At 75.0% G+C, this 19,041-nt stretch carries 19 protein-coding genes; 14 read left to right on the top strand and 5 right to left on the bottom strand.

The window, feature by feature from the left end:
• The first annotated feature begins 79 nt into the window (after nucleotides 1–79).
• From ACQZOG_RS12575 to ACQZOG_RS12600, 6 genes are all read left to right on the top strand, one after another.
• A complete protein-coding gene (locus ACQZOG_RS12575) occupies nucleotides 80–1,057 on the top strand; it encodes an NADPH:quinone oxidoreductase family protein (RefSeq protein ID WP_191879697.1) in 978 nt (325 codons plus the stop codon).
• Complete coding sequence (locus ACQZOG_RS12580; RefSeq protein ID WP_037638340.1) at nucleotides 1,054–2,235, top strand: acyl-CoA dehydrogenase family protein; 1,182 nt, start codon at nucleotides 1,054–1,056, stop codon at nucleotides 2,233–2,235. Before ACQZOG_RS12575 ends, ACQZOG_RS12580 begins: the two co-directional genes overlap by 4 nt.
• Entirely contained in the window at nucleotides 2,232–3,308 is a 1,077-nt protein-coding gene (locus ACQZOG_RS12585) for an acyl-CoA dehydrogenase family protein (protein WP_037638338.1), read from the top strand. Before ACQZOG_RS12580 ends, ACQZOG_RS12585 begins: the two co-directional genes overlap by 4 nt.
• Before the next feature lie 171 nt (nucleotides 3,309–3,479).
• Nucleotides 3,480–4,343, top strand: a complete 864-nt coding sequence (locus ACQZOG_RS12590) for a phosphatidylinositol-specific phospholipase C/glycerophosphodiester phosphodiesterase family protein (RefSeq protein ID WP_037638337.1) — start codon at nucleotides 3,480–3,482, stop codon at nucleotides 4,341–4,343.
• 102 nt (nucleotides 4,344–4,445) lie between these two features.
• Nucleotides 4,446–4,640: a hypothetical protein gene (locus ACQZOG_RS12595; protein ID WP_006135180.1), complete on the top strand. Its 195-nt coding sequence runs from the start codon at nucleotides 4,446–4,448 to the stop codon at nucleotides 4,638–4,640.
• A gap of 187 nt (nucleotides 4,641–4,827) precedes the next feature.
• Complete coding sequence (locus ACQZOG_RS12600) at nucleotides 4,828–5,634, top strand: MBL fold metallo-hydrolase (protein ID WP_037638335.1); 807 nt, start codon at nucleotides 4,828–4,830, stop codon at nucleotides 5,632–5,634.
• Nucleotides 5,635–5,661: 27 nt separating this feature from the next.
• Here ACQZOG_RS12600 and ACQZOG_RS12605 read toward each other — a convergent pair whose 3' ends face one another.
• Nucleotides 5,662–6,870 carry an ROK family transcriptional regulator gene (locus ACQZOG_RS12605; RefSeq protein ID WP_033277208.1) on the bottom strand — a complete coding sequence of 403 codons (1,209 nt, stop codon included), beginning with the start codon at nucleotides 6,868–6,870 and terminating at the stop codon, nucleotides 5,662–5,664.
• Nucleotides 6,871–6,967: 97 nt separating this feature from the next.
• Nucleotides 6,968–8,413, bottom strand: coding sequence for a xylulokinase (gene xylB, locus ACQZOG_RS12610; RefSeq protein WP_037638334.1), 1,446 nt, complete (start codon nucleotides 8,411–8,413; stop codon nucleotides 6,968–6,970).
• A 114-nt stretch (nucleotides 8,414–8,527) separates the two neighbouring features.
• Between xylB and xylA the strand changes: the two genes are divergently transcribed.
• From xylA to ACQZOG_RS12625, 3 genes are all read left to right on the top strand, one after another.
• Nucleotides 8,528–9,694, top strand: coding sequence for a xylose isomerase (gene xylA / locus ACQZOG_RS12615; protein ID WP_261674671.1), 1,167 nt, complete (start codon nucleotides 8,528–8,530; stop codon nucleotides 9,692–9,694).
• 711 nt (nucleotides 9,695–10,405) lie between these two features.
• Nucleotides 10,406–10,861, top strand: coding sequence for a hypothetical protein (locus ACQZOG_RS12620; protein WP_245657276.1), 456 nt, complete (start codon nucleotides 10,406–10,408; stop codon nucleotides 10,859–10,861).
• Between the two features lie 188 nt (nucleotides 10,862–11,049).
• Nucleotides 11,050–11,232, top strand: a complete 183-nt coding sequence (locus ACQZOG_RS12625; protein WP_037638333.1) for a hypothetical protein — start codon at nucleotides 11,050–11,052, stop codon at nucleotides 11,230–11,232.
• A 132-nt stretch (nucleotides 11,233–11,364) separates the two neighbouring features.
• On the opposite strand, the gene ACQZOG_RS12630 is transcribed toward ACQZOG_RS12625, so the two are convergent.
• Both ACQZOG_RS12630 and ACQZOG_RS12635 read right to left on the bottom strand, forming a co-directional pair.
• Nucleotides 11,365–12,204 (bottom strand): hypothetical protein, encoded by an 840-nt coding sequence (locus ACQZOG_RS12630; RefSeq protein ID WP_033277212.1) that lies wholly within the window; start codon nucleotides 12,202–12,204, stop codon nucleotides 11,365–11,367.
• Between the two features lie 178 nt (nucleotides 12,205–12,382).
• Nucleotides 12,383–12,991, bottom strand: a complete 609-nt coding sequence (locus ACQZOG_RS12635) for a class I SAM-dependent methyltransferase (protein ID WP_365164670.1) — start codon at nucleotides 12,989–12,991, stop codon at nucleotides 12,383–12,385.
• Nucleotides 12,992–13,131: 140 nt separating this feature from the next.
• On the opposite strand from ACQZOG_RS12635, the gene ACQZOG_RS12640 reads away from it, so the two are divergent.
• From ACQZOG_RS12640 to ACQZOG_RS12660, 5 genes are all read left to right on the top strand, one after another.
• Nucleotides 13,132–13,905 (top strand): MHYT domain-containing protein, encoded by a 774-nt coding sequence (locus ACQZOG_RS12640; protein ID WP_058915637.1) that lies wholly within the window; start codon nucleotides 13,132–13,134, stop codon nucleotides 13,903–13,905.
• A gap of 43 nt (nucleotides 13,906–13,948) precedes the next feature.
• Nucleotides 13,949–16,957 carry a nitrate- and nitrite sensing domain-containing protein gene (locus ACQZOG_RS12645; RefSeq protein WP_430741497.1) on the top strand — a complete coding sequence of 1,003 codons (3,009 nt, stop codon included), beginning with the start codon at nucleotides 13,949–13,951 and terminating at the stop codon, nucleotides 16,955–16,957.
• Nucleotides 16,954–17,388 carry a roadblock/LC7 domain-containing protein gene (locus ACQZOG_RS12650; RefSeq protein ID WP_230227183.1) on the top strand — a complete coding sequence of 145 codons (435 nt, stop codon included), beginning with the start codon at nucleotides 16,954–16,956 and terminating at the stop codon, nucleotides 17,386–17,388. The genes ACQZOG_RS12645 and ACQZOG_RS12650 overlap by 4 nt, the downstream gene beginning before the upstream one ends.
• 22 nt (nucleotides 17,389–17,410) lie before the next feature.
• Entirely contained in the window at nucleotides 17,411–17,824 is a 414-nt protein-coding gene (locus ACQZOG_RS12655) for a DUF742 domain-containing protein (RefSeq protein WP_033277216.1), read from the top strand.
• An 85-nt stretch (nucleotides 17,825–17,909) separates the two neighbouring features.
• Entirely contained in the window at nucleotides 17,910–18,515 is a 606-nt protein-coding gene (locus ACQZOG_RS12660; RefSeq protein ID WP_033277217.1) for a GTP-binding protein, read from the top strand.
• Nucleotides 18,516–18,581: 66 nt separating this feature from the next.
• On the opposite strand, the gene ACQZOG_RS12665 is transcribed toward ACQZOG_RS12660, so the two are convergent.
• Nucleotides 18,582–19,010, bottom strand: coding sequence for a PPOX class F420-dependent oxidoreductase (locus ACQZOG_RS12665; protein WP_033277218.1), 429 nt, complete (start codon nucleotides 19,008–19,010; stop codon nucleotides 18,582–18,584).
• Nucleotides 19,011–19,041: the final 31 nt, after the last annotated feature.

Below are 19,041 nucleotides of genomic sequence, written 5' to 3' on the forward strand. Positions count from 1 at the left end.
TCCCTTCAGGCAAGCGACCGCTTAGTATGCGGGGACCCGGTCAGCGAAGACGACGTTCACCGTCCCGTGGAGGCCCCGCATGCAGGCATGGCAAGTGCACGAACTCGGCGAGCCGGGCGAGGTGATGCGCCTCGCGGACGTCGAGCGGCCGACCCCCGGCGAGGGGCAGGTGCTGCTCCGGGTGCGCGCCGCGGCCGTCAACTTCCCGGACGCCCTGATGTGCCGGGGTCAGTACCAGACGCGGCCGCCGCTGCCCTTCACGCCGGGCGTGGAGATCTGCGGCGAGACCGACGACGGCCGCCGCGTGATCGCCAACCCGGCCCTGCCCCACGGCGGTTTCGCCGAGTACGCCCTCGCGGACGCCGCGGCTCTGCTGCCCGCGCCGGACGCGCTGGACGACGCCGAGGCCGCCGCCCTGCACATCGGCTACCAGACGGCCTGGTTCGCCCTGCACCGGCGGGCCCGCCTGGAGGCCGGCGAGACGCTGCTCGTGCACGCCGCCGCGGGCGGGGTGGGCAGCGCCGCCGTGCAGCTCGGCAAGGCGGCCGGCGCCACCGTCATCGGCGTGGCGGGCGGCGCCGACAAGGCCGCCGTCGCCCGCGACCTGGGCTGCGACGTGGTGATCGACCGCCGCGAACAGGACGTCGTCGCCGCCGTCAAGGAGGCCACCGGCGGACGCGGCGCCGACGTGATCTTCGACCCGGTCGGCGGGGACGCGTACACCCAGTCCGCCAAGACCGTCGCCTTCGAGGGCCGCATCGTGATCGTGGGCTTCGCGAGCGGCACCATCCCGAGCCCCGGCCTCAACCACGCCCTGATCAAGAACTACGCGATCCTCGGCCTGCACTGGGGCCTGTACAACACCAGGAACCCCGAGCTGGTCCGGCACTGTCACGAACAGCTCACCGACCTCGCCGCCAAGGGCGCGATCAAGCCGCTGGTGAGCCGGCGCGTGCCGCTCGCCGGGGCCGCCGACGCCGTGCAGCGGGTCGCCGACGGCGTCACCACGGGCCGCGTCACCGTGCTGCCGTCCCTGGAGAACGGAGCCGCCGCATGACCGACGCCGACGAACTGCGCCGCCGCACCCGGGAGTTGCTGGCCGCGCACCCGCCCGCCGACACCGAGCGCCTGGACTTCCTGCGCGCCCGCTTCGACGCCGGACTCGCCTGGGTGCACTTCCCCGAAGGGCTCGGCGGACTCGGCCTGCCGCGCTCCCTCCAGGCCGTCGTCGACGCCGAACTGGCCGCCGCGGGCGCCCCCGACAACAACCCGCGCCGCATCGGCATCGGCCTGGGCATGGCCGCCCCGACGATCCTCCAGTACGGCACCGAGGAGCAGAAGGCGCGCTTCCTGCGGCCGCTGTGGACCGGGGAGGAGGTCTGGTGCCAGCTCTTCAGCGAGCCCGGCGCCGGCTCCGACCTGGCCGCGCTCGGCACGCGCGCCGTCCGTGAGGGCGACGACTGGGTGGTCAACGGACAGAAGGTGTGGACGTCCAGCGCCCACGTCGCCCGCTGGGCCATCCTCATCGCCCGCACCGACCCGGACGTGCCCAAGCACCGGGGCATCACCTACTTCGTGTGCGACATGACCGACCCCGGCGTCGAGGTGCGGCCGCTGCGCCAGATCACCGGCGAGGCCGAGTTCAACGAGGTGTTCCTCACCGACGTCCGCATCCCCGACGACCGCCGCCTCGGCGAGGTCGGCGACGGCTGGCGGGTCGCCCAGACCACCCTGAACAACGAGCGCGTCGCCATCGGCGGCAGGCGGCTGCCCCGAGAGGGCGGCATGATCGGCCCGGTCGCCAGGACCTGGCGCGAACGCCCCGAACTGCGCACCCACGACCTGCACCAGCGGCTGCTGAAGCTGTGGGTCGAGGCGGAGGTCGCCCGGCTCACCGGCGAACGCCTGAGCCAGCAGCTCGTCGCCGGACAGCCCGGACCCGAGGGCGCCGGAATGAAGCTCGCCTTCGCCCGCCTCAACCAGGAGATCAGCGGCCTGGAGGTGGAACTGCGCGGCGAGGAAGGGCTGTTGTACGACGACTGGACCATGCGCCGCCCGGAGCTGGTCGACTTCACCGGCCGTGACGCCGGCTACCGCTATCTGCGCTCCAAGGGCAACAGCATCGAGGGCGGGACCAGCGAGGTCCTGCTGAACATCGTCGCCGAGCGCGTCCTGGGCCTGCCCGCCGAGCCGCGCACCGACAAGGACGTCGCCTGGAAGGACCTGGCCCGATGAGCGATCTGCTGTACTCGGAGGAGGAAGAGGCACTCCGGGCCGCCGTCCGGGACCTGCTCACCGACCACTGCGACACGACGTCCGTGCTCACCCGCGTCGAGTCGGACGCGCCGCACGACCTGGCCGCCTGGAAGGCGCTCGCCGACGGCATGGGCCTCGCCGGGCTGCTAATCCCCGAGAGCCGGGGCGGGCAGGGCGCGACGCACCGTGAGGCCGCCGTCGTCCTGGAGGAGCTGGGGCGTGCGGTCGCCCCCGTGCCGTACCTGACCAGTGCCGTCGTGGCCACGGAGGCGCTGCTGGCGTGCGCGGACGGCGACGGTCCGCTCGCGGACCTGGCGTCCGGACGCGTGATCGGCGCGCTCGCCGTCGGCCTGCACACCGCCCCCGGCGCCGGGTACGCGACCGTCCGCGCGGACGGCGGCGCCCTGCACGGCGAGCTGACCGGCATCGCGGACGCCGCCGTCGCCGACGTCCTGCTCGTGCCGGCGGACGACGGCGGGCTGTACGCGGTGACGGCCGACGCGGTCACCGTCACCCCGCAGACGTCCCTCGACCTCACCCGGCCCCTCGCCCGCGTCACCTTCGACGCCGCCCCGGGTCACCGCGTCGGCGACGCCGAGCCCGCCGTACGCCGCGCCCTGCGCGCCGGGGCGGGACTGCTCGCCTCGGAGCAACTCGGCGTCGCGGAATGGGCGTTGACCGAAACCGTGCGGTACCTGAAGGACCGCAAGCAGTTCAACCGTCCCGTCGGCGGGTTCCAGGCGCTCAAGCACCGGCTCGCCCAGCTGTGGCTGGAGGTCGTCCACCTGCGCGCCGCCGCACGGGCCGCCGCCGACGCGCTCGCGACCGGCGAGGACGCGGACGTGTCGGTCACCGTCGCCCAGGCCTACGCGGCCCCCGTCGCCGTCCGCGCCGCCGAGGAGGCCCTGCAACTGCACGCGGGCATCGGCATGACGTGGGAACACCCGGTCCATCTGCGCCTCAAGCGCGCCAAGGCCGACTCGATCGCCTACGGCACGGCGGGCGCCCACCGGGAGGCGCTCGCGGAACTGGTGGATCTCCGGGCGCCCTGACACGCCCTCAGCAGGCGGCCCGTCCCCCCTCCTCCGGGGTGGGCGGGCCGCGGTGCGCGTGGATGAACGGCCGACGGCGAACCGGCCAACTCCTCGCACAACCCTGCTCTCCCCATGCCACGGGACCCCATACTCGCGGGGACCCCGTACGGCACATCAGGGAGGCAGAGCATGGCCCTCACCACCCGTCGCGGAGCCCTCACCGCCCTCGGCGTCGCCCTCGCGAGCCCCCTCGCCCTCCCCGCAGGGCAGGCCCTCGCCGGCCACCACCCGCACCGCCCGCGCCCGTTGTGGCGCGCGCACGCCCACAACGACTACGAGCACCCCCGCCCCCTTTTCGACGCGCTCGACCACCGCTTCGGCAGCGTCGAGGCGGACGTCCACCTCGTCGGCGGTCAACTCCTCGTCGCCCACGACCCCGAGGACCTCGACCCCGCCCGCACCCTGGAGTCGCTGTACCTGGACCCGCTCGCCGCCCGCGTCCGCGCCAACCGCGGCACGGTGTACCGCGGCGACCGCGGCTCGCTCCAGCTGCTGATCGACCTCAAGACGGAGGGCGCGTCCACGTACGCGGAACTCGACCGCCGACTCCGCCGCTACAAGGGCCTGTTCACCACGTACGCCCACGGCAGGGTGCTCCCCGGACCGGTCACCGCCGTCGTCTCCGGCGACCGCGCCGCCCGCGCGCCCATGGAGGCCCAGCGCGTCCGGCACGCCTTCTACGACGGCCGCCTCACCGACCTGGGCGGCCCGGCACCGGCCTCCTTCGCCCCGCTCGTCAGCGACAACTGGACGCTGCACTTCACCTGGCAGGGCGTCGGCGCGTTCCCCGGGGCGGAACGCCGGAAACTGCGCACGCTGGTGGGCACCGCCCACGCCCGTGGGCAGCGGGTGCGGTTCTGGGCCACCCCGGACGTACCAGGACCCGCACGGGACGCGCTGTGGGCCGAGCTGGTCGCGGCGGACGTCGACCACCTCAACACCGACGACCTCGCGGGCCTGGAGGCGTTCCTCGACGCCCACCGGAAGGTGTGACACCACACGATCGGCGGACAGGTCAGCCGCCCGGACGAACCCTCCGCTACGCCACACTTGCGGCCGAACGCCGCGAAACGGGTGCGGCGGAGGAGGTTGACGATGGCCATTTCCATCTCTGTGGTGCTGCTGCTCTCGGTCCTGGCGGTGATCTTCCTGCGCAACGGCGGGCTGAAGATCTCCCACGCCCTGGTCTGCCTGCTGCTGGGCTTCTACCTGGCCAGCACGAGCATCGCCCCCACGATCCACAGCGGCCTGACGGCCACGGCGGACATCGTCAGCAGCCTGCGGCCGTGAGGGCGTCCGCCCTCACGGCCGGGACGAGGGCGGACGGACGTGCTACCGGCACCGTCTTCGGTGTTGATGTGCCTCAGGCGCTCTGGCAGGGTGACGCTGCGAACCGGGCAAGGAGTTCGGTCCCGAGCGGGACCGACGACCCGGTGCCGGTTCACGACGCGGCCGCGGTCCTCGAACGGAGTTGTTCATGCTGGAGCAGGTCGCCGAGGGCGTGCAGGTCCACCGGAGCGAGTTGCTGGAGAACAACACCGTTGTCGTGCACGGCAGGGACGGCGTGCTCGTCGTGGACGCCGGAATCACCGGCGCCGAGATGAGCTGCCTGGCCGGCGGCCTCCGTGAGCTGGGCCGGCCCGTGGTGGCGGGCTTCTCGACGCATCCCGACTGGGACCACGTGCTCTGGCACGCCGAACTCGGCGAAGCGCCGCGTCACGGCACGGCCCGCTGCGCGGCCTCCCTCCGGGAGGTGTTGTCGGAGCCGGACTGGAAGGCCCGCGTCGCCGAGGGGCTGCCGCCGGAGATCGCCGAGGACACACCGCTGGCCCTGTACGGCCTCGTCACCGGTCTGCCCGCGGGCACCACGCGGCTTCCCTGGGACGGTCCCGAGGTGCGGATCATCGAGCACACGGCGCACGCCCCGGGCCACGCGGCGCTGTTGATCGAGGAACGCCGAGTTCTCGTCGCCGGCGACATGCTCTCCGACGTCTTCGTCCCCATGTTCGACGACACCGGCGATCCGGTCGAGGGCTACCTCGCCGGGCTGGCGGCGCTCGAGGGCGTGGCGGACGACGTCGACGTCCTCGTCCCCGGACACGGCTCCGTCGCCCGGGGCGAGGAGGTACGCGCGAGGATGGCACTGGACCGCGCGTACGTGGAGGACCTGCGTGACGGCCGGGAGTGCGGCGACCCCCGGGTCGTGTCGCCCAAGCCCGGCTGGGAGTGGGCGGGCGCCATCCACGAAGGGCAGGTCCGGCGCCTCGCCGGACGGGACGCCTGAGGTTGCTCGCGGGGGACTCCGTCGGCCTCAGCCCCGTTCCGCCACCGCCGCCGGGTCGTCCAGGACGCCCCGCACCACCCAGTGGGCCGCGCCCAACAGCGGTCCTTCCGGGCCCAGGGCGGAGACGGACACCGGGCAGGACGGGCCCGCCGTGCGGCGGGCCAGTTCCGAGCGGAGCGACGGAAGCAGCCAGGGCGACAGCCCCGACAGCGCGCCGCCCAGTACCACGTTCTCGGGATCCAGGAGGTTGACCGCCCCCGTCAGGGCGATGCCCAGCGCCGTGCCCGCGTCGTGCAGGGCGCGTCGTACCGCGGCGTCACCCTGTTCGGCGCGGCCCGCGAGCAGGCCCACCCGGTCCTCGCCGGGCTCCAGGCCGGCCGTGCGCAGCACCGCCTCCTCACCCGCGTACTGCTCCAGGCACCCCCGGCCGCCGCAGGCGCACGACGGGCCGTCGGGCCACACCGGGACGTGGCCCAGCTCGCCCGCGAACCCCCGGTTGCCGTGCAGCACCCGCCCGTCCACGACGACCGCCGCACCGATGCCGATCTCGGCCGAGACGTGCAGGAAGTCGCGCGGGGTGTCCTCGCCGAGCCACAGTTCGGCGAGCGCGCCGAAGTTGGCCTCGTTGGCCACCGTCAGCGGCAGCTTCTCGGGGAGCAGCGGGCCGAGGTCCGTGTCCAGCCAGCCCAGGTTCGGGGCGCGGACGACGGTGCGGGCGTCGCGGGCCACCAGACCGGGCACGGCGACCGCGAGCCCGGCCGGCCACAGTCCCTCGCCCTCCGCCTCGGCCACCACCCGCCGGATCAGCTCGGTGAGTTCGCCGAGCACCGGCTCGGGGGAGCGGTCCCGGTTCGCCACCTGCCGCACCGCCCGCGCCCGTACCTCTCCGCGCAGGTCGACCGCGCACACGGCGAGGTGGTCGACCCCCACCTCCGCGCCGATCCCGGCCGGGCCCCGTCCGCTGACCGCGAGGGCGGAACCGGGCCGGCCGACCCGCCCGGGCCGCTCCGGGCCCAGCTCCTCCAGCAGCCCCGTGCGGATGAGTTCGTCGACCAGCGTGGACACCGCCGCGCGGGTCAGCCCGATGCGGGAGGCGACGGCCGCCCGGGACAGCGGCCCTTCGTCCCGGACGGTGTGCATCACCCGCGACAGGTTGCGGCGGCGCATGCCCTGCTGGGTGTCGGGCAGGACGCGGCCCTGACCTGCCGGGCGGGCCTTGTGCAGCGGTGCGCTCATTCCTCCGTCAATCCTCGGTCGGGGGCCGTCCGCGCCCGGCGGACGTCCACGGCGGCCTTCACGGGGCCGCCGTGGGGCGACGCCCGCCGGGGCGTCGTCAGCCGTTCTCCGGAGCGCGCTCCAGCAGCGGGGCCGCGTCGGAGAGTACCCCGGCCAGCCGGGACAGGGTCTCCTCGTCGCGCTCGACCGCGTCCAGCACCGGACCCCCCGCCGTGCCCCAGCGACGGGCCACCGCGGCCGGGTCCTCCCCGGTGAGCAGCCCGGCCGCCTGGGCCGCCGCGCCCAGCGCGACCAGCTCCTTGGCCTGCGGCACCTGGACGGGACGCCCGGACAGCCGCCGTACGGTCTGCTGCCAGGCCGTGCCGCGCGCGCCGCCGCCGATCAGCAGCAGCGGGGCCGAGGGGTCGGCGTCCTCGTCGAGGACGAGGTCGAGGGCGGCCAGCAGGGAGTACACGGCGCCGTCGTAGGCGGCCTGGAGCAGCTGGCCGCCGGTGGTGTCGTGCCGCAGACCGTGCAACAGGCCGGAGCTGTGCGGGAGGTTGGGGGTGCGCTCGCCGTCCAGGAAGGGCAGCAGCGTCACGCCACGGCCCGGCTCGACGGCCTCGCGGTCCAGGCCCAGCAGGGCGGCGACCCGGTCCACGGCGAGCGTGCAGTTGAGGGTGCAGGCCAGCGGCAGCCAGTCGCCGCGCGCGTCGGCGAAGCCGGCCACCGTGCCGGTCGGGTCGGCGGGCCGGTGCTCCGACACCGCGTACACGGTGCCCGAGGTGCCGAGGCTCATCACCGGCGTGCCGGGACGCACCCCGAGGCCCAGCGCGGCGGCGGCGTTGTCACCCGTGCCGCACGCCACCAGCGTCCCCTTGGAGAACGGCAGGTCGTGCCCGTCGCGCACGGTGCCCGCCACCTCGCCCGGCCGCACCACACGCGGCAGCAGCGCCGGGTCCAGACCCACGTGCGCGAGGATCTCCTCGTCGTACGCCTCCGTCGCGGACGCCCACCAGCCGGTGCCCGAGACGTCGCCGCGGTCGGTGGTGCCCTGGCCGGTGAGCCGCTCGGTCAGGTAGTCGTGGGGGAGGCGCACCGCCTTCGTGGCGCGCACCGCGTCCGGCTCGTGCTCCGCCAGCCAGGCCCACTTGGTGACCGTGAAGGACGCGGTGGGCAGGCTGCCGGTCCGGTCGGCCCACGCCTTGGCGCCACCCAGCTCCTCCACCAGGCGGCTCGCCTGCGGGGCGGACCGCACGTCGTTCCACAGCAGCGCCGGGCGGACCGGCTCGCCGTGCTCGTCCAGCGTCACCAGACCGTGCTGCTGGCCGCCGATCGACACGGCCGCGGCCTCGTGCGCCGCCTCGCCGCACTGCCGCAGCGCCTCGGTCAGGGCGTCCCACCACTGACGCGGATCGCTCTCCCGTCCCGCGCCCGAGGTCACCGTGTGCGGCGCCTGGCCGCTCGCGACGACCCTGCCGGTCGCCACGTCGACGACCAGGGCCTTGGTGGACTGGGTGGATGTGTCCACGCCGACGACGAGCGGACCCTCGGCTGCTGACATCGGTCTCTCCCTCTTCCGCGCCCCGGCGGGGTGTGTCTCTTCCCAGAAATGTTCCTGCATACTAATTTGTAAACCGCCATGACGAAATAGTCTCAGCGAGCAAGGAGCCGCGGCATGAGCTACCAGCCCACCCCCGAGGACAAGTTCACGTTCGGCCTGTGGACCGTCGGCTGGCAGGGACGGGACCCCTTCGGCGACGCCACCCGCGGCGCCCTCGACCCGGCCGAGTCCGTCCGCCGCCTCGCCGAGCTCGGCGCCCACGGTGTGACGTTCCACGACGACGACCTCATCCCGTTCGGCGCGAGCGACAGCGAGCGCGCCGAGCACATCAAGCGGTTCCGCCAGGCGCTGGACGAGACCGGCATGAAGGTCCCGATGGCGACCACCAACCTGTTCACCCACCCGGTGTTCAAGGACGGCGGCTTCACCGCGAACGACCGTGACGTGCGTCGTTACGCGCTGCGCAAGACCATCCGCAACATCGACCTCGCGGTCGAGCTCGGCGCCCAGACGTACGTCGCCTGGGGCGGCCGTGAGGGCGCCGAGTCCGGCGCCGCCAAGGACGTCCGCGTCGCCCTCGACCGCATGAAGGAGGCCTTCGACCTCCTTGGCGAGTACGTCACCTCCCAGGGCTACGACCTCCGCTTCGCCATCGAGCCGAAGCCGAATGAGCCCCGCGGCGACATCCTCCTCCCGACCATCGGCCACGCCCTCGCCTTCATCGAGCGCCTCGAGCGCCCGGAGCTGTACGGCGTGAACCCGGAGGTCGGCCACGAGCAGATGGCCGGGCTCAACTTCCCGCACGGCATCGCCCAGGCGCTGTGGGCGGGCAAGCTGTTCCACATCGACCTCAACGGCCAGTCCGGCATCAAGTACGACCAGGACCTCCGCTTCGGCGCGGGCGACCTGCGCGCCGCGTTCTGGCTGGTGGACCTGCTGGAGTCGGCCGGGTACGAGGGCCCGCGCCACTTCGACTTCAAGCCGCCGCGGACCGAGGACTTCGACGGCGTGTGGGCCTCCGCGGCCGGCTGCATGCGCAACTACCTGATCCTCAAGGAGCGCGCGGCCGCCTTCCGCGCGGACCCGGAGGTGCAGGAGGCGCTGCGCGCGGCCCGGCTGGACGAGCTCGCCCAGCCGACGGCGGGCGACGGCCTCCAGGCCCTGCTCGCCGACCGCTCCGCCTTCGAGGACTTCGACCCGGAGGCCGCCGCAGCCCGCGGCATGGCCTTCGAGCGCCTCGACCAGCTGGCGATGGACCACCTGCTGGGCGCGCGGGGCTGAGCCCCTCGGGGCCCGCTCGTCTGAGCGGGCCCCGCTGTCGTCGCGGACGGGAAGGGTCCGGCGGTCATGCCGTCCGCGGCGCGGTGAAGGCTTGGCGCGCAGTTCCGCGCGCGCCTGAGGGCGCTGCGGTGGCGGCGCCCCGGAGGGGCGCGGGGAACTGCGCGAGCAGCCGACGACGAGCCGCACCCGGCCTGGATCACAGGCACCCGCGCGCCTGGTGTGTGCCCGCGTGCCGCGACCGGCGGGCGCTTTCGCCGCCGTCTTCTCGCGCGGCCGCGCGCCGTTCGACCGTGGCACGAACGAGTTGCGACGCTCTCCGGGCCGTGACGGCGAGTGTAGGGTCGCTCGGCTCGCTCGGCTCGCTCGGCTCGCTCAGCTCGCTCAGCGCTCCCGCTCTTCCGCCCGGCGATCGCCGCCGATGCCGGGGACCGACGGAGAGCGACGGCAACCACAACCGCTTGCCCCGGACACTTCCAGGCTCTCCACGTCCACCGCCGGCCTTCGTGCCGCCCGCGGCGAGGTGCGGGCTCGGCGCACAGTCCGTCCCGGCGCGATCAAGGGCGCGGAACCGCGCGAGCGACCCGCGACGAGCCGCACCCGACCCGAGTCACAAGCACCCGCGCGCCTGGTGTGCGCCCGCGTGCCACGACTGGCGGGCGGTTTCGCCGCCGTCTTCTCGCGCGGCCGCGCACCCGCGGCGACCATGTGTTCATGGCCACGCCACCCGAACCGCCCCAGCAGCCGCCCGGCCCGCCCTCCTACGGCGACGAGTCCTCGTCCGGCCCGCCCGGCGACGGCGGAGGCGGACCGGGAGGCGGCCCCGGGCGGCGCCGCGTGGTGATCCTGGTGCTCGCCGTGATCGTCGCGGCCCTGGTCGTCTCCATCGCCGTCCTCGTCACCTCGGACGAGGACGGTCCCGACACGGAGCCTGCCGAGACCGCCACCGGCGGCCCGTCGCTGGACCTTCCGTCGGAGTTCCCGACCGGGTTGCTGCCCTCGGACTTCCCCACGGAACTGCCCTCCGGCTTCCCGACCGCGCTGCCCAGCGGCTTCCCGAGCGGACTGCCCACCGCGCTGCCCTCCGACTTCCCGAGCGGACTGCCCACCGCGCTGCCCAGCGGACTGGAGTCGCTGCTGCCGGGGCTGGAGGGCGTGGACGCCCCGTGACGCCCGCCGCGTCCCGTGGGTACCCCTGCGCTGTGAGGTGGGTCACCATGGTGGGAGGAGGTCCGAGCCGCCCGAGACCTTAGGGGCCGTATCTCAGGGACGTCTCAGGGTGGCGGCCAGGAACCGCCGCCGACGCGGACCCGTTTTCACGTCAGAGAGCGGCAGTGGCCGCGAAGGAGGCGACGCACATGTCGAAGAACGCGAAGATCGCCGCGGGGGGCGTGGCGGTCGGGCTCATCCTGCTGATATGGCTGCCCTGGTGGGCCGCGCTCCTGATCATCCTGGGAGTCCCGGCGGCCGCCTACCTCGCCCTGGACCCGTCCCAGAGGCGACGCCTGCGGCGGGCCACCCGCAAGGAGCTGGGCCGCTGAGGCGAGGCAGAGGCTGACGCGTCCCAGAGGGAGGGGCGGGCGTCCGAGGAGCTGGACGTGTCAGGGAGGGGTGCGGCCGGCAGACCCGGGCCCGGCGGGTGAGGTGGGGCGTCCAACCCCGCACCCTCCGCCTCACAGCGGCCGTACGGCCATCTCGTCCAGCGCCTTCAACAGCCCCGGCAGCTCCGGCCCCCGCCCCACCGGGAGCACCTCGCCGGGTTCGTCGTCGAGCAGGACGAAGGCGATGTCGTCCGTCCGCGCGACCAGCGACCACCCGGGCCCGTCCGCCCGCAGCGTCCGCGCGCCGCCCGGTGCGAACGAGGACCGCACCCGCCCCAGCGGCGGCGGCGAGTCGACGTAGGCACGCGCCTCGGCCAGCACCCGGCGGATCCCGCTGTGCCCGCCCGTCGCCGTTCCCTCGGCCGCGTCGCCCTCACCGGCGTCCGACGCCGCCGGGTCCGGCGTGGGGAACGCCGAGTCGTCCACCTGCTCCCGCCACGTCGCCCACTGCAGCGCGATCTCGTCGGCCCCCAGACGCCGCTGGGCCGGCCCCCACACCTCTCCGTCCGGGGGCGTCAGCGGCGGCATGTCCGCCGCGTCGGGGGAGGGGTCGTGCGGCGCGGGTACGTTCGGCGCCGCCACGGCCACGGCGAGGGGCCAGCCGGGCAGCGCGGCGACGACCGTGCGCTCGTCCGGCGACAGGTCGTGCTCCATACCGCAGTCCCACGACGCGATCGCGACCGCGACCAGCGAGACGTCGTCGACGACCACGGTCCACCGGGCGCCTTCCCCGTCCTGGCCGAGCACCAGCCCGTAGCCGTCGGCCACGGGCGGAAGGCCGAGCGCCGCACACGCCTCGGGGTAGTCGTCGCCCAGCACGCTGGGGAACTTCGCGGGCGTCAGCAGCGCCGCCGTCAGCACGTAGAGCGCGTCGTCGTCGGCGGCGACGGCTTCCTGGTCCGTCCCGGCCATCCCAGCCTCCCCATCGGTTCGTCCGTCGGCGCGCACCATATGCCGACCCCGCACCCGTTGTCACGACCCCGCACCCGCGCCCGGAGCTGCAGGTTTCCGGTCGGACGGGGCGAATCGCCCCTGCGTGCGGATGCGTTCGCGGACCCTCCACGAAAGCCCCGCGGACGCGAAACCCGCCTCAGGCGTCCCGCACCGCCAGTGCGAGGAACCGCGTGTCCTCGTCGACGTACGACGTCATGCGCCAGCCCGCGCCGGTGAGCAGCGCCCTCAGGTTCGGCTCGGCGCGGAGGTCGTCCGGGGTGAGTTCCCGCCCCTGGCGTGCGGCGAGAGCGGCCCGTCCGATCGGGTGGAACAAGGCGAGCACCCCGCCCGGCCGCACCACGCGCCGGATCTCCCGCAGGTCCTCGGCCGGCTGCGGCAGATGCGCGATCAGCCCGGCCGCGAACACGGCGTCGAGCGACGACGGGCGCAACGGCAGCGCGGCCACGTCCGTCAGCAGCAGCGTCGCGTCGCGGTCGCGGCCGGCCCGCGCGGCCTCACGCAGCATCTCCGGCGTCAGATCCGCGCCCAGCACCACCCCGGACGGTCCCACCGCGGCACGCAGCGCGGGGAGCGCCCGCCCCGTGCCGCAGCCCGCGTCCAGCACCCGGCCGCCCTCGCGCAGCCCGAGCTCGGCGACCGCGGCGGCGTAGGCGGGTCCGTCGTCGGGGAACCGCCGGTCCCAGCCGGCGGCGCGGGCGCCGAAGAACTCCTGCACATGTGTGTGGTCGTCGCTCATGCACCGCATGATCCCTCACCGGAACCGGCGGCATCGGGTGCGCATGTTCGAGCGCGATGCGGTCGTACCACGCCATCGGTGCGTCAACTTCGCGCTGCTTTCGAAACGCGCCCCTTCCATGCGCCCGCGCCCCCTAGCGTCCCCGGGTCATGGGACACCTGGACCACGCCACCCTCGGGTGGCTCACCCCCGTGCTGTCGTACGCGATGGCCTGCACCGGCGCCGCCCTCGGGCTGCGCTGCACCGTCCGCGCGCTCGCCGCCACCGGCCGCGTGCGGCGCAACTGGCTGCTCACCGCGGCCTCGGCGATCGCCACCGGCATCTGGACCATGCACTTCACGGCCATGCTCGGCTTCGGCGTGAGCGGCACCGACATCCGCTACGACGTGCCGCTCACCCTGCTGAGCCTGCTGGTCGCCATGCTGTTCGTCTGCGCCGGGGTGTTCGCCGTCGGCCGTCACCCCGACCGGCTCCAGGCCCTTCTGCTCGGCGGGCTCACCACCGGGCTCGGTGTCGCCGGCATGCACTACCTGGGCATGGCGGCGGTCCGGCTGCACGGCGAGGTGAGCTACGACCCGCTGCGTGTCGCGCTGTCCGTCCTCATCGCCGTCGTCGCCGCCACGGCCGCGCTGTGGGCGGCCCTCGCCATCCGTTCCCCGGCCGCCGTCACCGCCGCCTCCCTGATCATGGGCGCGGCCGTCAGCAGCATGCACTACACGGGCATGTACGCGGTCGGTGTGCGGGTCACGCCGTCCGGTGAGCCGCTGCCCGGCGCGAGCGCGATGTCGTTCGTCTTCCCGCTCGCCGTCGGTCTCGGTGCCTACCTCTTCATCACGTCCGCCTTCGTCGCGCTGTCCCCGGCGGCCGGGGAACGCCACGCGCCCGCCTCCGCCCGCCGGCCGGCCGGGCACCCCGCCCACTGACAACCGCCGCCCGTCCGCACGCCACCCCACGAGCGAGGAGTCCATGCGCACACCCCGGAGGACCCCGAGCACCCGCGCCCAGGCACCGTCCCCGCCTCCCGTCCGCGGCCGGCGCGCCCACGCGGGACCGCCCGCCGACGAGGGACCGATGCCCCCGACGGGCCAGGCGGGGACGGGCGCACCGCGGCTGCGCGGCCCGTCCGGTCCCCGGACCGTCCGCGCCAAGATCATCTGCCTGCTGATGGTGCCGGTCGTGTCCCTGCTCGCCCTGTGGGGGTACGCCACCGTCACGACCGCCCAGGACGTCTCCCGGCTGCGCCAGGTGCAGCGCGCCGACGCCGCCGTCCGCACCCCGGTCGCCGAGGCCGTCACCGCCCTGCAGGCCGAGCGGGCCGCCGCCGTGCGCCGCGCGTCCGACACGGCGGCCGTCGGGGACCCGGAGTTCACCCGTCTCGCCCAGCGCACCGACCGGGCCGTCGCCCGTCTCCGGCTCGGCGACGACCGCACCGTCGCCGACGGGGAGGCGCTGCCCCGCGCGGTGGCCGAGCGGCTCGACGCCTTCGTCACCGCCGCCGAACGCCTGCGTCCGCTGCGCGCGGAGGTCCGCGAAGGCCGCGCGGGCTGGGCCCGGACGTACGAGCGGTACACCGCCGCCATCGACGGGGCCTTCCGTGTGGGCGGCGCCCTGACCGGCGTCCAGGACGCCGAACTCGGCTCCGACGCGCGCGTACTGCTCGAGTTCGCCCGCGCGGGCGAGGCCCTCGCCCGGGAGGACGCGATCCTCGCCGCGGCCCGGCTGCACGGCAGCCTCGGCGGGGAACGCCTGCGCCTGTTCACCGGGGCGGTCGAACTGCGCCGCACCCTCACCGCCTCCGCCGCGCCCGACCTGCCCGGAGCGGCCCGCACCGCCTGGGACACGCTCGCCGACGGCCGCCCCTACGCCGTCCTCTACACGGCTGAGGACAAGATCCTCGCCGCCGGCCCCGGGGCACGGGCCGCCGAAGCCGTCCCCCGCGCCACCTGGGACGCCGCGCACACACGCGTGAGGGACGAGTTGCGGACCGTCGAGCGGCACGCGGCGGCGTCGGTCGCCGGACGCGCCGACCCCGTGGAGCGTGGACTGTTCGGACCGGCCGGGGCCGCCGTACTGTTCGGCCTCCTCGCCGCCGCGGCCTCCCTCGTCATCTCCGTCCGCATCGGACGCGGCCTGGTGATCGAACTGGTCGGCCTGCGCGACGACGCCCTCGACATCGCCCACCGCAAACTCCCCGAGGCCATGCGGAAACTGCGCGGAGGCGGGGAGATCGACATCCGGGCGGAAGCCCCGCACGGACCGCCCGCCCAGGACGAGACCGGTCAGGTCGCCCAGGCCCTCGGCACCGTCCACCGGGCCGCCCTGCGCGCCGCCGTGGAACGCGCCGAACTGGCCGGCGGGATCAGCGGCGTCTTCGTCAACCTCGCCCGCCGCAGCCAGGTCCTGGTGCACCGCCAGCTCAGCCTGCTCGACAGCATGGAGCGCCGCTCCGACGACCCGGACGAGCTGAGCGACCTCTTCCGCCTCGACCACCTCACCACCCGCATGCGCCGCCACGCGGAGAGTCTCATCATCCTCTCCGGCGCGGCGCCCGGCCGCGCCTGGCGCAAGCCCGTGCCGCTGACCGACGTGGTGCGCGCGGCCGTCTCCGAGGTGGAGGACTACGCGCGCGTGGAGGTGCGGCAACTCGCCGAGACGTCCGTCGCGGGCGCGGCCGTCGCCGACCTCACCCACCTGCTCGCTGAGATCATCGAGAACGCGGCGCAGTTCTCCCCGCCCCACACCCGGGTGCGCGTCACCGGCGAACCCGTCGGCAAGGGCTACGCCGTCGAGGTCGAGGACCGAGGCCTCGGCATGGGCAAGGAGGCCCTCGCCGAGGCCAACCGCCGCATCGCCGAGTCGGAGGCGCTCGACCTGTTCGACAGCGACCGGCTCGGCCTCTTCGTGGTCAGCCGGCTCGCCGCCCGCCACGCCGTCAAGGTGCACCTCAAGACCTCGCCCTACGGCGGCACCACCGCGGTCGTCCTCCTCCCCACCGCGCTGCTCGACGAACGCGCCGAGCAGGAACGTCCCGGTACACAGACCGAGGCCCCCGCCGAAGGACGTCCGGAGCCCCGCGAACCCGCCCGCGCCCGGAGCGGCGGCCACGCCCCGCGGCCCAGGGCGGTCGCCGCCCCCGACAGCCGGCGCGCCCTGGTGGCCCCCGTCGCCGACGCGACCCCGGAACCCCGTCCCGTGGCGCATCCCGCGCCGAGCGTCGTGCCACGCGGTGACGGAAGCGCGCCGACGGAGTCCCGGCCGGCAGCGCGCCCGGTGCCGCGCGTTGCGCCGGGTGCCGACGTGGACGCGCCGCCGGCATCCCGGCCGGCAGCGCGCTCGGTGCCGCGCGTTGTGCCGGGTGCCGACGTGGACGCGCCGCCGGAATCCCGGTCGGCGCCGCGCTCGGTGCCGCGCGTTGTGCCGGGTGCCGACGTGGACGGGCCGCCGGAAACCCGTCACGCACCGCGCCCGGTGCCGCACGTCGTGCCGGGTGCCGACGTGGAAGCGCCGCCGGAATCCCGGTCGGCGCCGCGCTCGGTGCCGCGCGTTGTGCCGGGCGCCGACGTGGACGGGCCGCCGGAATCGCGGTCAGCGCCGCGCCCGGTGCCGCACGCCGACAGGAGCGCGCCGCAGGCGCCCCGCCCCGCACCGCACGCCGTGCCGCGCTCCGACGCGGGCGTCGAGTCCGAGAGCCCTCAGGGAGCCGCCACCTTGCGCCTGCACCGCACGGAGGAGCCGGCCGGCTCCGACGACCTGCCCCGCCGGGTACGCCAGGCGAGCCTGGCGCCCCAGCTCCGCGACGGCCGGCCGGACGCACCCGGCCCCACCCCGGGCGTCGGCCGCGCCGACGACCGCACCCCCGAACTCGTACGGGACCGCATGGCGGCCTACCGCGACGGCTGGACACGCGGCGGCGGCCGTCCGCCCGGCGCCGCCCGCGGCACGGCGCGGCCCAGCACCGAAGGAGACCCCGCATGATCCAGGACCCTCGCACCGGCACAGGCCGGCACTCCGGCGCACTCGACTGGCTGCTCGACGACCTGGTGCTCCGCGTCACCGACGTACGGCACGCCGTGGTGCTGTCCGGCGACGGACTCGCCATGGGCGCCTCAGGAGGCCTCGGCCGCGAGGACGCCGAGCACCTCGCCGCCGTCGCCTCCGGCTTCCACAGCCTCGCCAAGGGCGCCGGACGGCACTTTGGGGCCGGCGGCGTACGCCAGACCATGGTCGAGATGGACGACGGCTTCCTGTTCGTCGCCGCGGCGGGGGAGGGCTCCTGCCTCGCCGTGCTCACCTCCGTCACCGCCGACATCGGCCTCGTGGCCTACGAGATGGCACGCCTCGTCCGGCGCGTGGGCGAGCACCTGGACACCGCGCCGCGCGTCGCCGCACGGCCGCCGGCCGGATGAGACGAGGAAGCGGTCCGAGCAGATGACCGACGACACGACCGGCGCCACGCGCGAACCGGGCAGCCAGTGGTACGACCACGAGGCCGGCCCGCTGGTACGGCCCTACGCCGTGACCGGCGGACGCACCGCACCCGGCCCCTCCGGCGTGCGCTTCGACCTGATCGCCCTGGTCACCCTGGACCCCGCCGCGCCTGCCGGCGACGACGACCCGGCACTCGGCCCCGAGCACCGTGCGCTGATCGACCTGTGCCGGCCGGAGACCCAGTCCGTCGCCGAACTCGCGGCAGGCGCCGATCTGCCCGTCGGCGTCGTCCGGGTCCTCCTCGGCGACCTGCTGGAACGCGGCCGGGTCACCGTCAGCAGGCCCGTGCCGCCCGCCCAGCTGCCCGACGAGCGGGTGCTCCGCGAGGTCATCGCGGGGCTGCGGGCGCTGTAGCGGGCGCCCGTCCCGACCGGCGGGCGGCGTGTCGCCCCACCCACACGGAAGAGCGTCTGAAAAACCCTCACGAAAAGAGCGAACGATGGCCCCCGAACACCCCGACGCCCCCGCCGGCGAGACGACGGCTCTGGCGCTGAAGATCCTGGTCGCCGGCGGTTTCGGCGTGGGGAAGACCACGCTGGTGGGCGCGGTCAGCGAGATCCGGCCGCTGCGCACCGAGGAGATGCTCAGCGAGGCCGGCCGGACGGTGGACGACACCGACGGCGTCGACCACAAGGTCACCACGACCGTCGCCATGGACTTCGGCCGCATCACCATCCGCTCCGGGCTCTCCCTGTACCTCTTCGGCACCCCGGGACAGGACCGCTTCTGGTTCCTGTGGGACGAACTCGCTCAGGGCGCGCTCGGCGCGGTCGTGCTCGCGGACACCCGGCGGCTGGAGGACTGCTTCCCGGCGGTCGACTACTTCGAGCACCGGAAGATCCCGTTCGTCGTCGCCGTCAACTGCTTCTCCGGCGCCCGGCGGCACGACGCGCGCGACGTGTGCCGCGCGCTCGACCTCGACCCGGGCACGCCCGTGGTGCTGTGCGACGCCCGCGAGCGCTCCTCGGGCAAGGAGGTGCTCATCCAGCTCGTCGAGTACGCCGGGCGCATGCACACCGCCCGGCTGCTCGACTCGGTGGGATGACCGCGATGGCATCCGCCGGCCCGCCGGCCCACCGGGCGTCCTGCTCCGAGCGAGCCCGGCGCGGTGTCAGTCCGCCACGCCCTTTTCGGCCAGCACCTTGTCGACACTCACCCGGACCAGCAGCTCGCCCGGCACTCCGTTGCGGGCGCCGAACTCCTCCGCGCGGTCCTCGCCCATGTACCGCGCGCCGATCCGGGCCGCCCAGTGCCGCAGCTCCTCGACGTCCTCCGACAGACGCGCCCGGCCCTCCAGGATCACGTAGGCGAAGGGCGGCCGGTCGTCGTCCACACAGAGGGCGATCCGCCCGTCACGGGCCAGGTTGCGCCCCTTCACCGTCGCCGCGCCGGTGTTGAACACCACGTCGCCACCGTCGAGCACGAACCAGACCGGCGCCAGATGCGGACGCCCGTCGGCCCGGACGGTGGCCAGTTTGCCGGTGCGGGTGCCGTGCGAGACGAACGCCCGCCACTCTTCCTCGGTCATCTTCTGTCCCATGGCTCTCATCTTCCTTGCCCGCCGCCCGGTC

The sequence above is a fragment of the Streptomyces sp. P13-3-3 genome (assembly GCF_050571355.1).
Lineage (GTDB): Bacteria > Actinomycetota > Actinomycetes > Streptomycetales > Streptomycetaceae > Streptomyces > Streptomyces althioticus.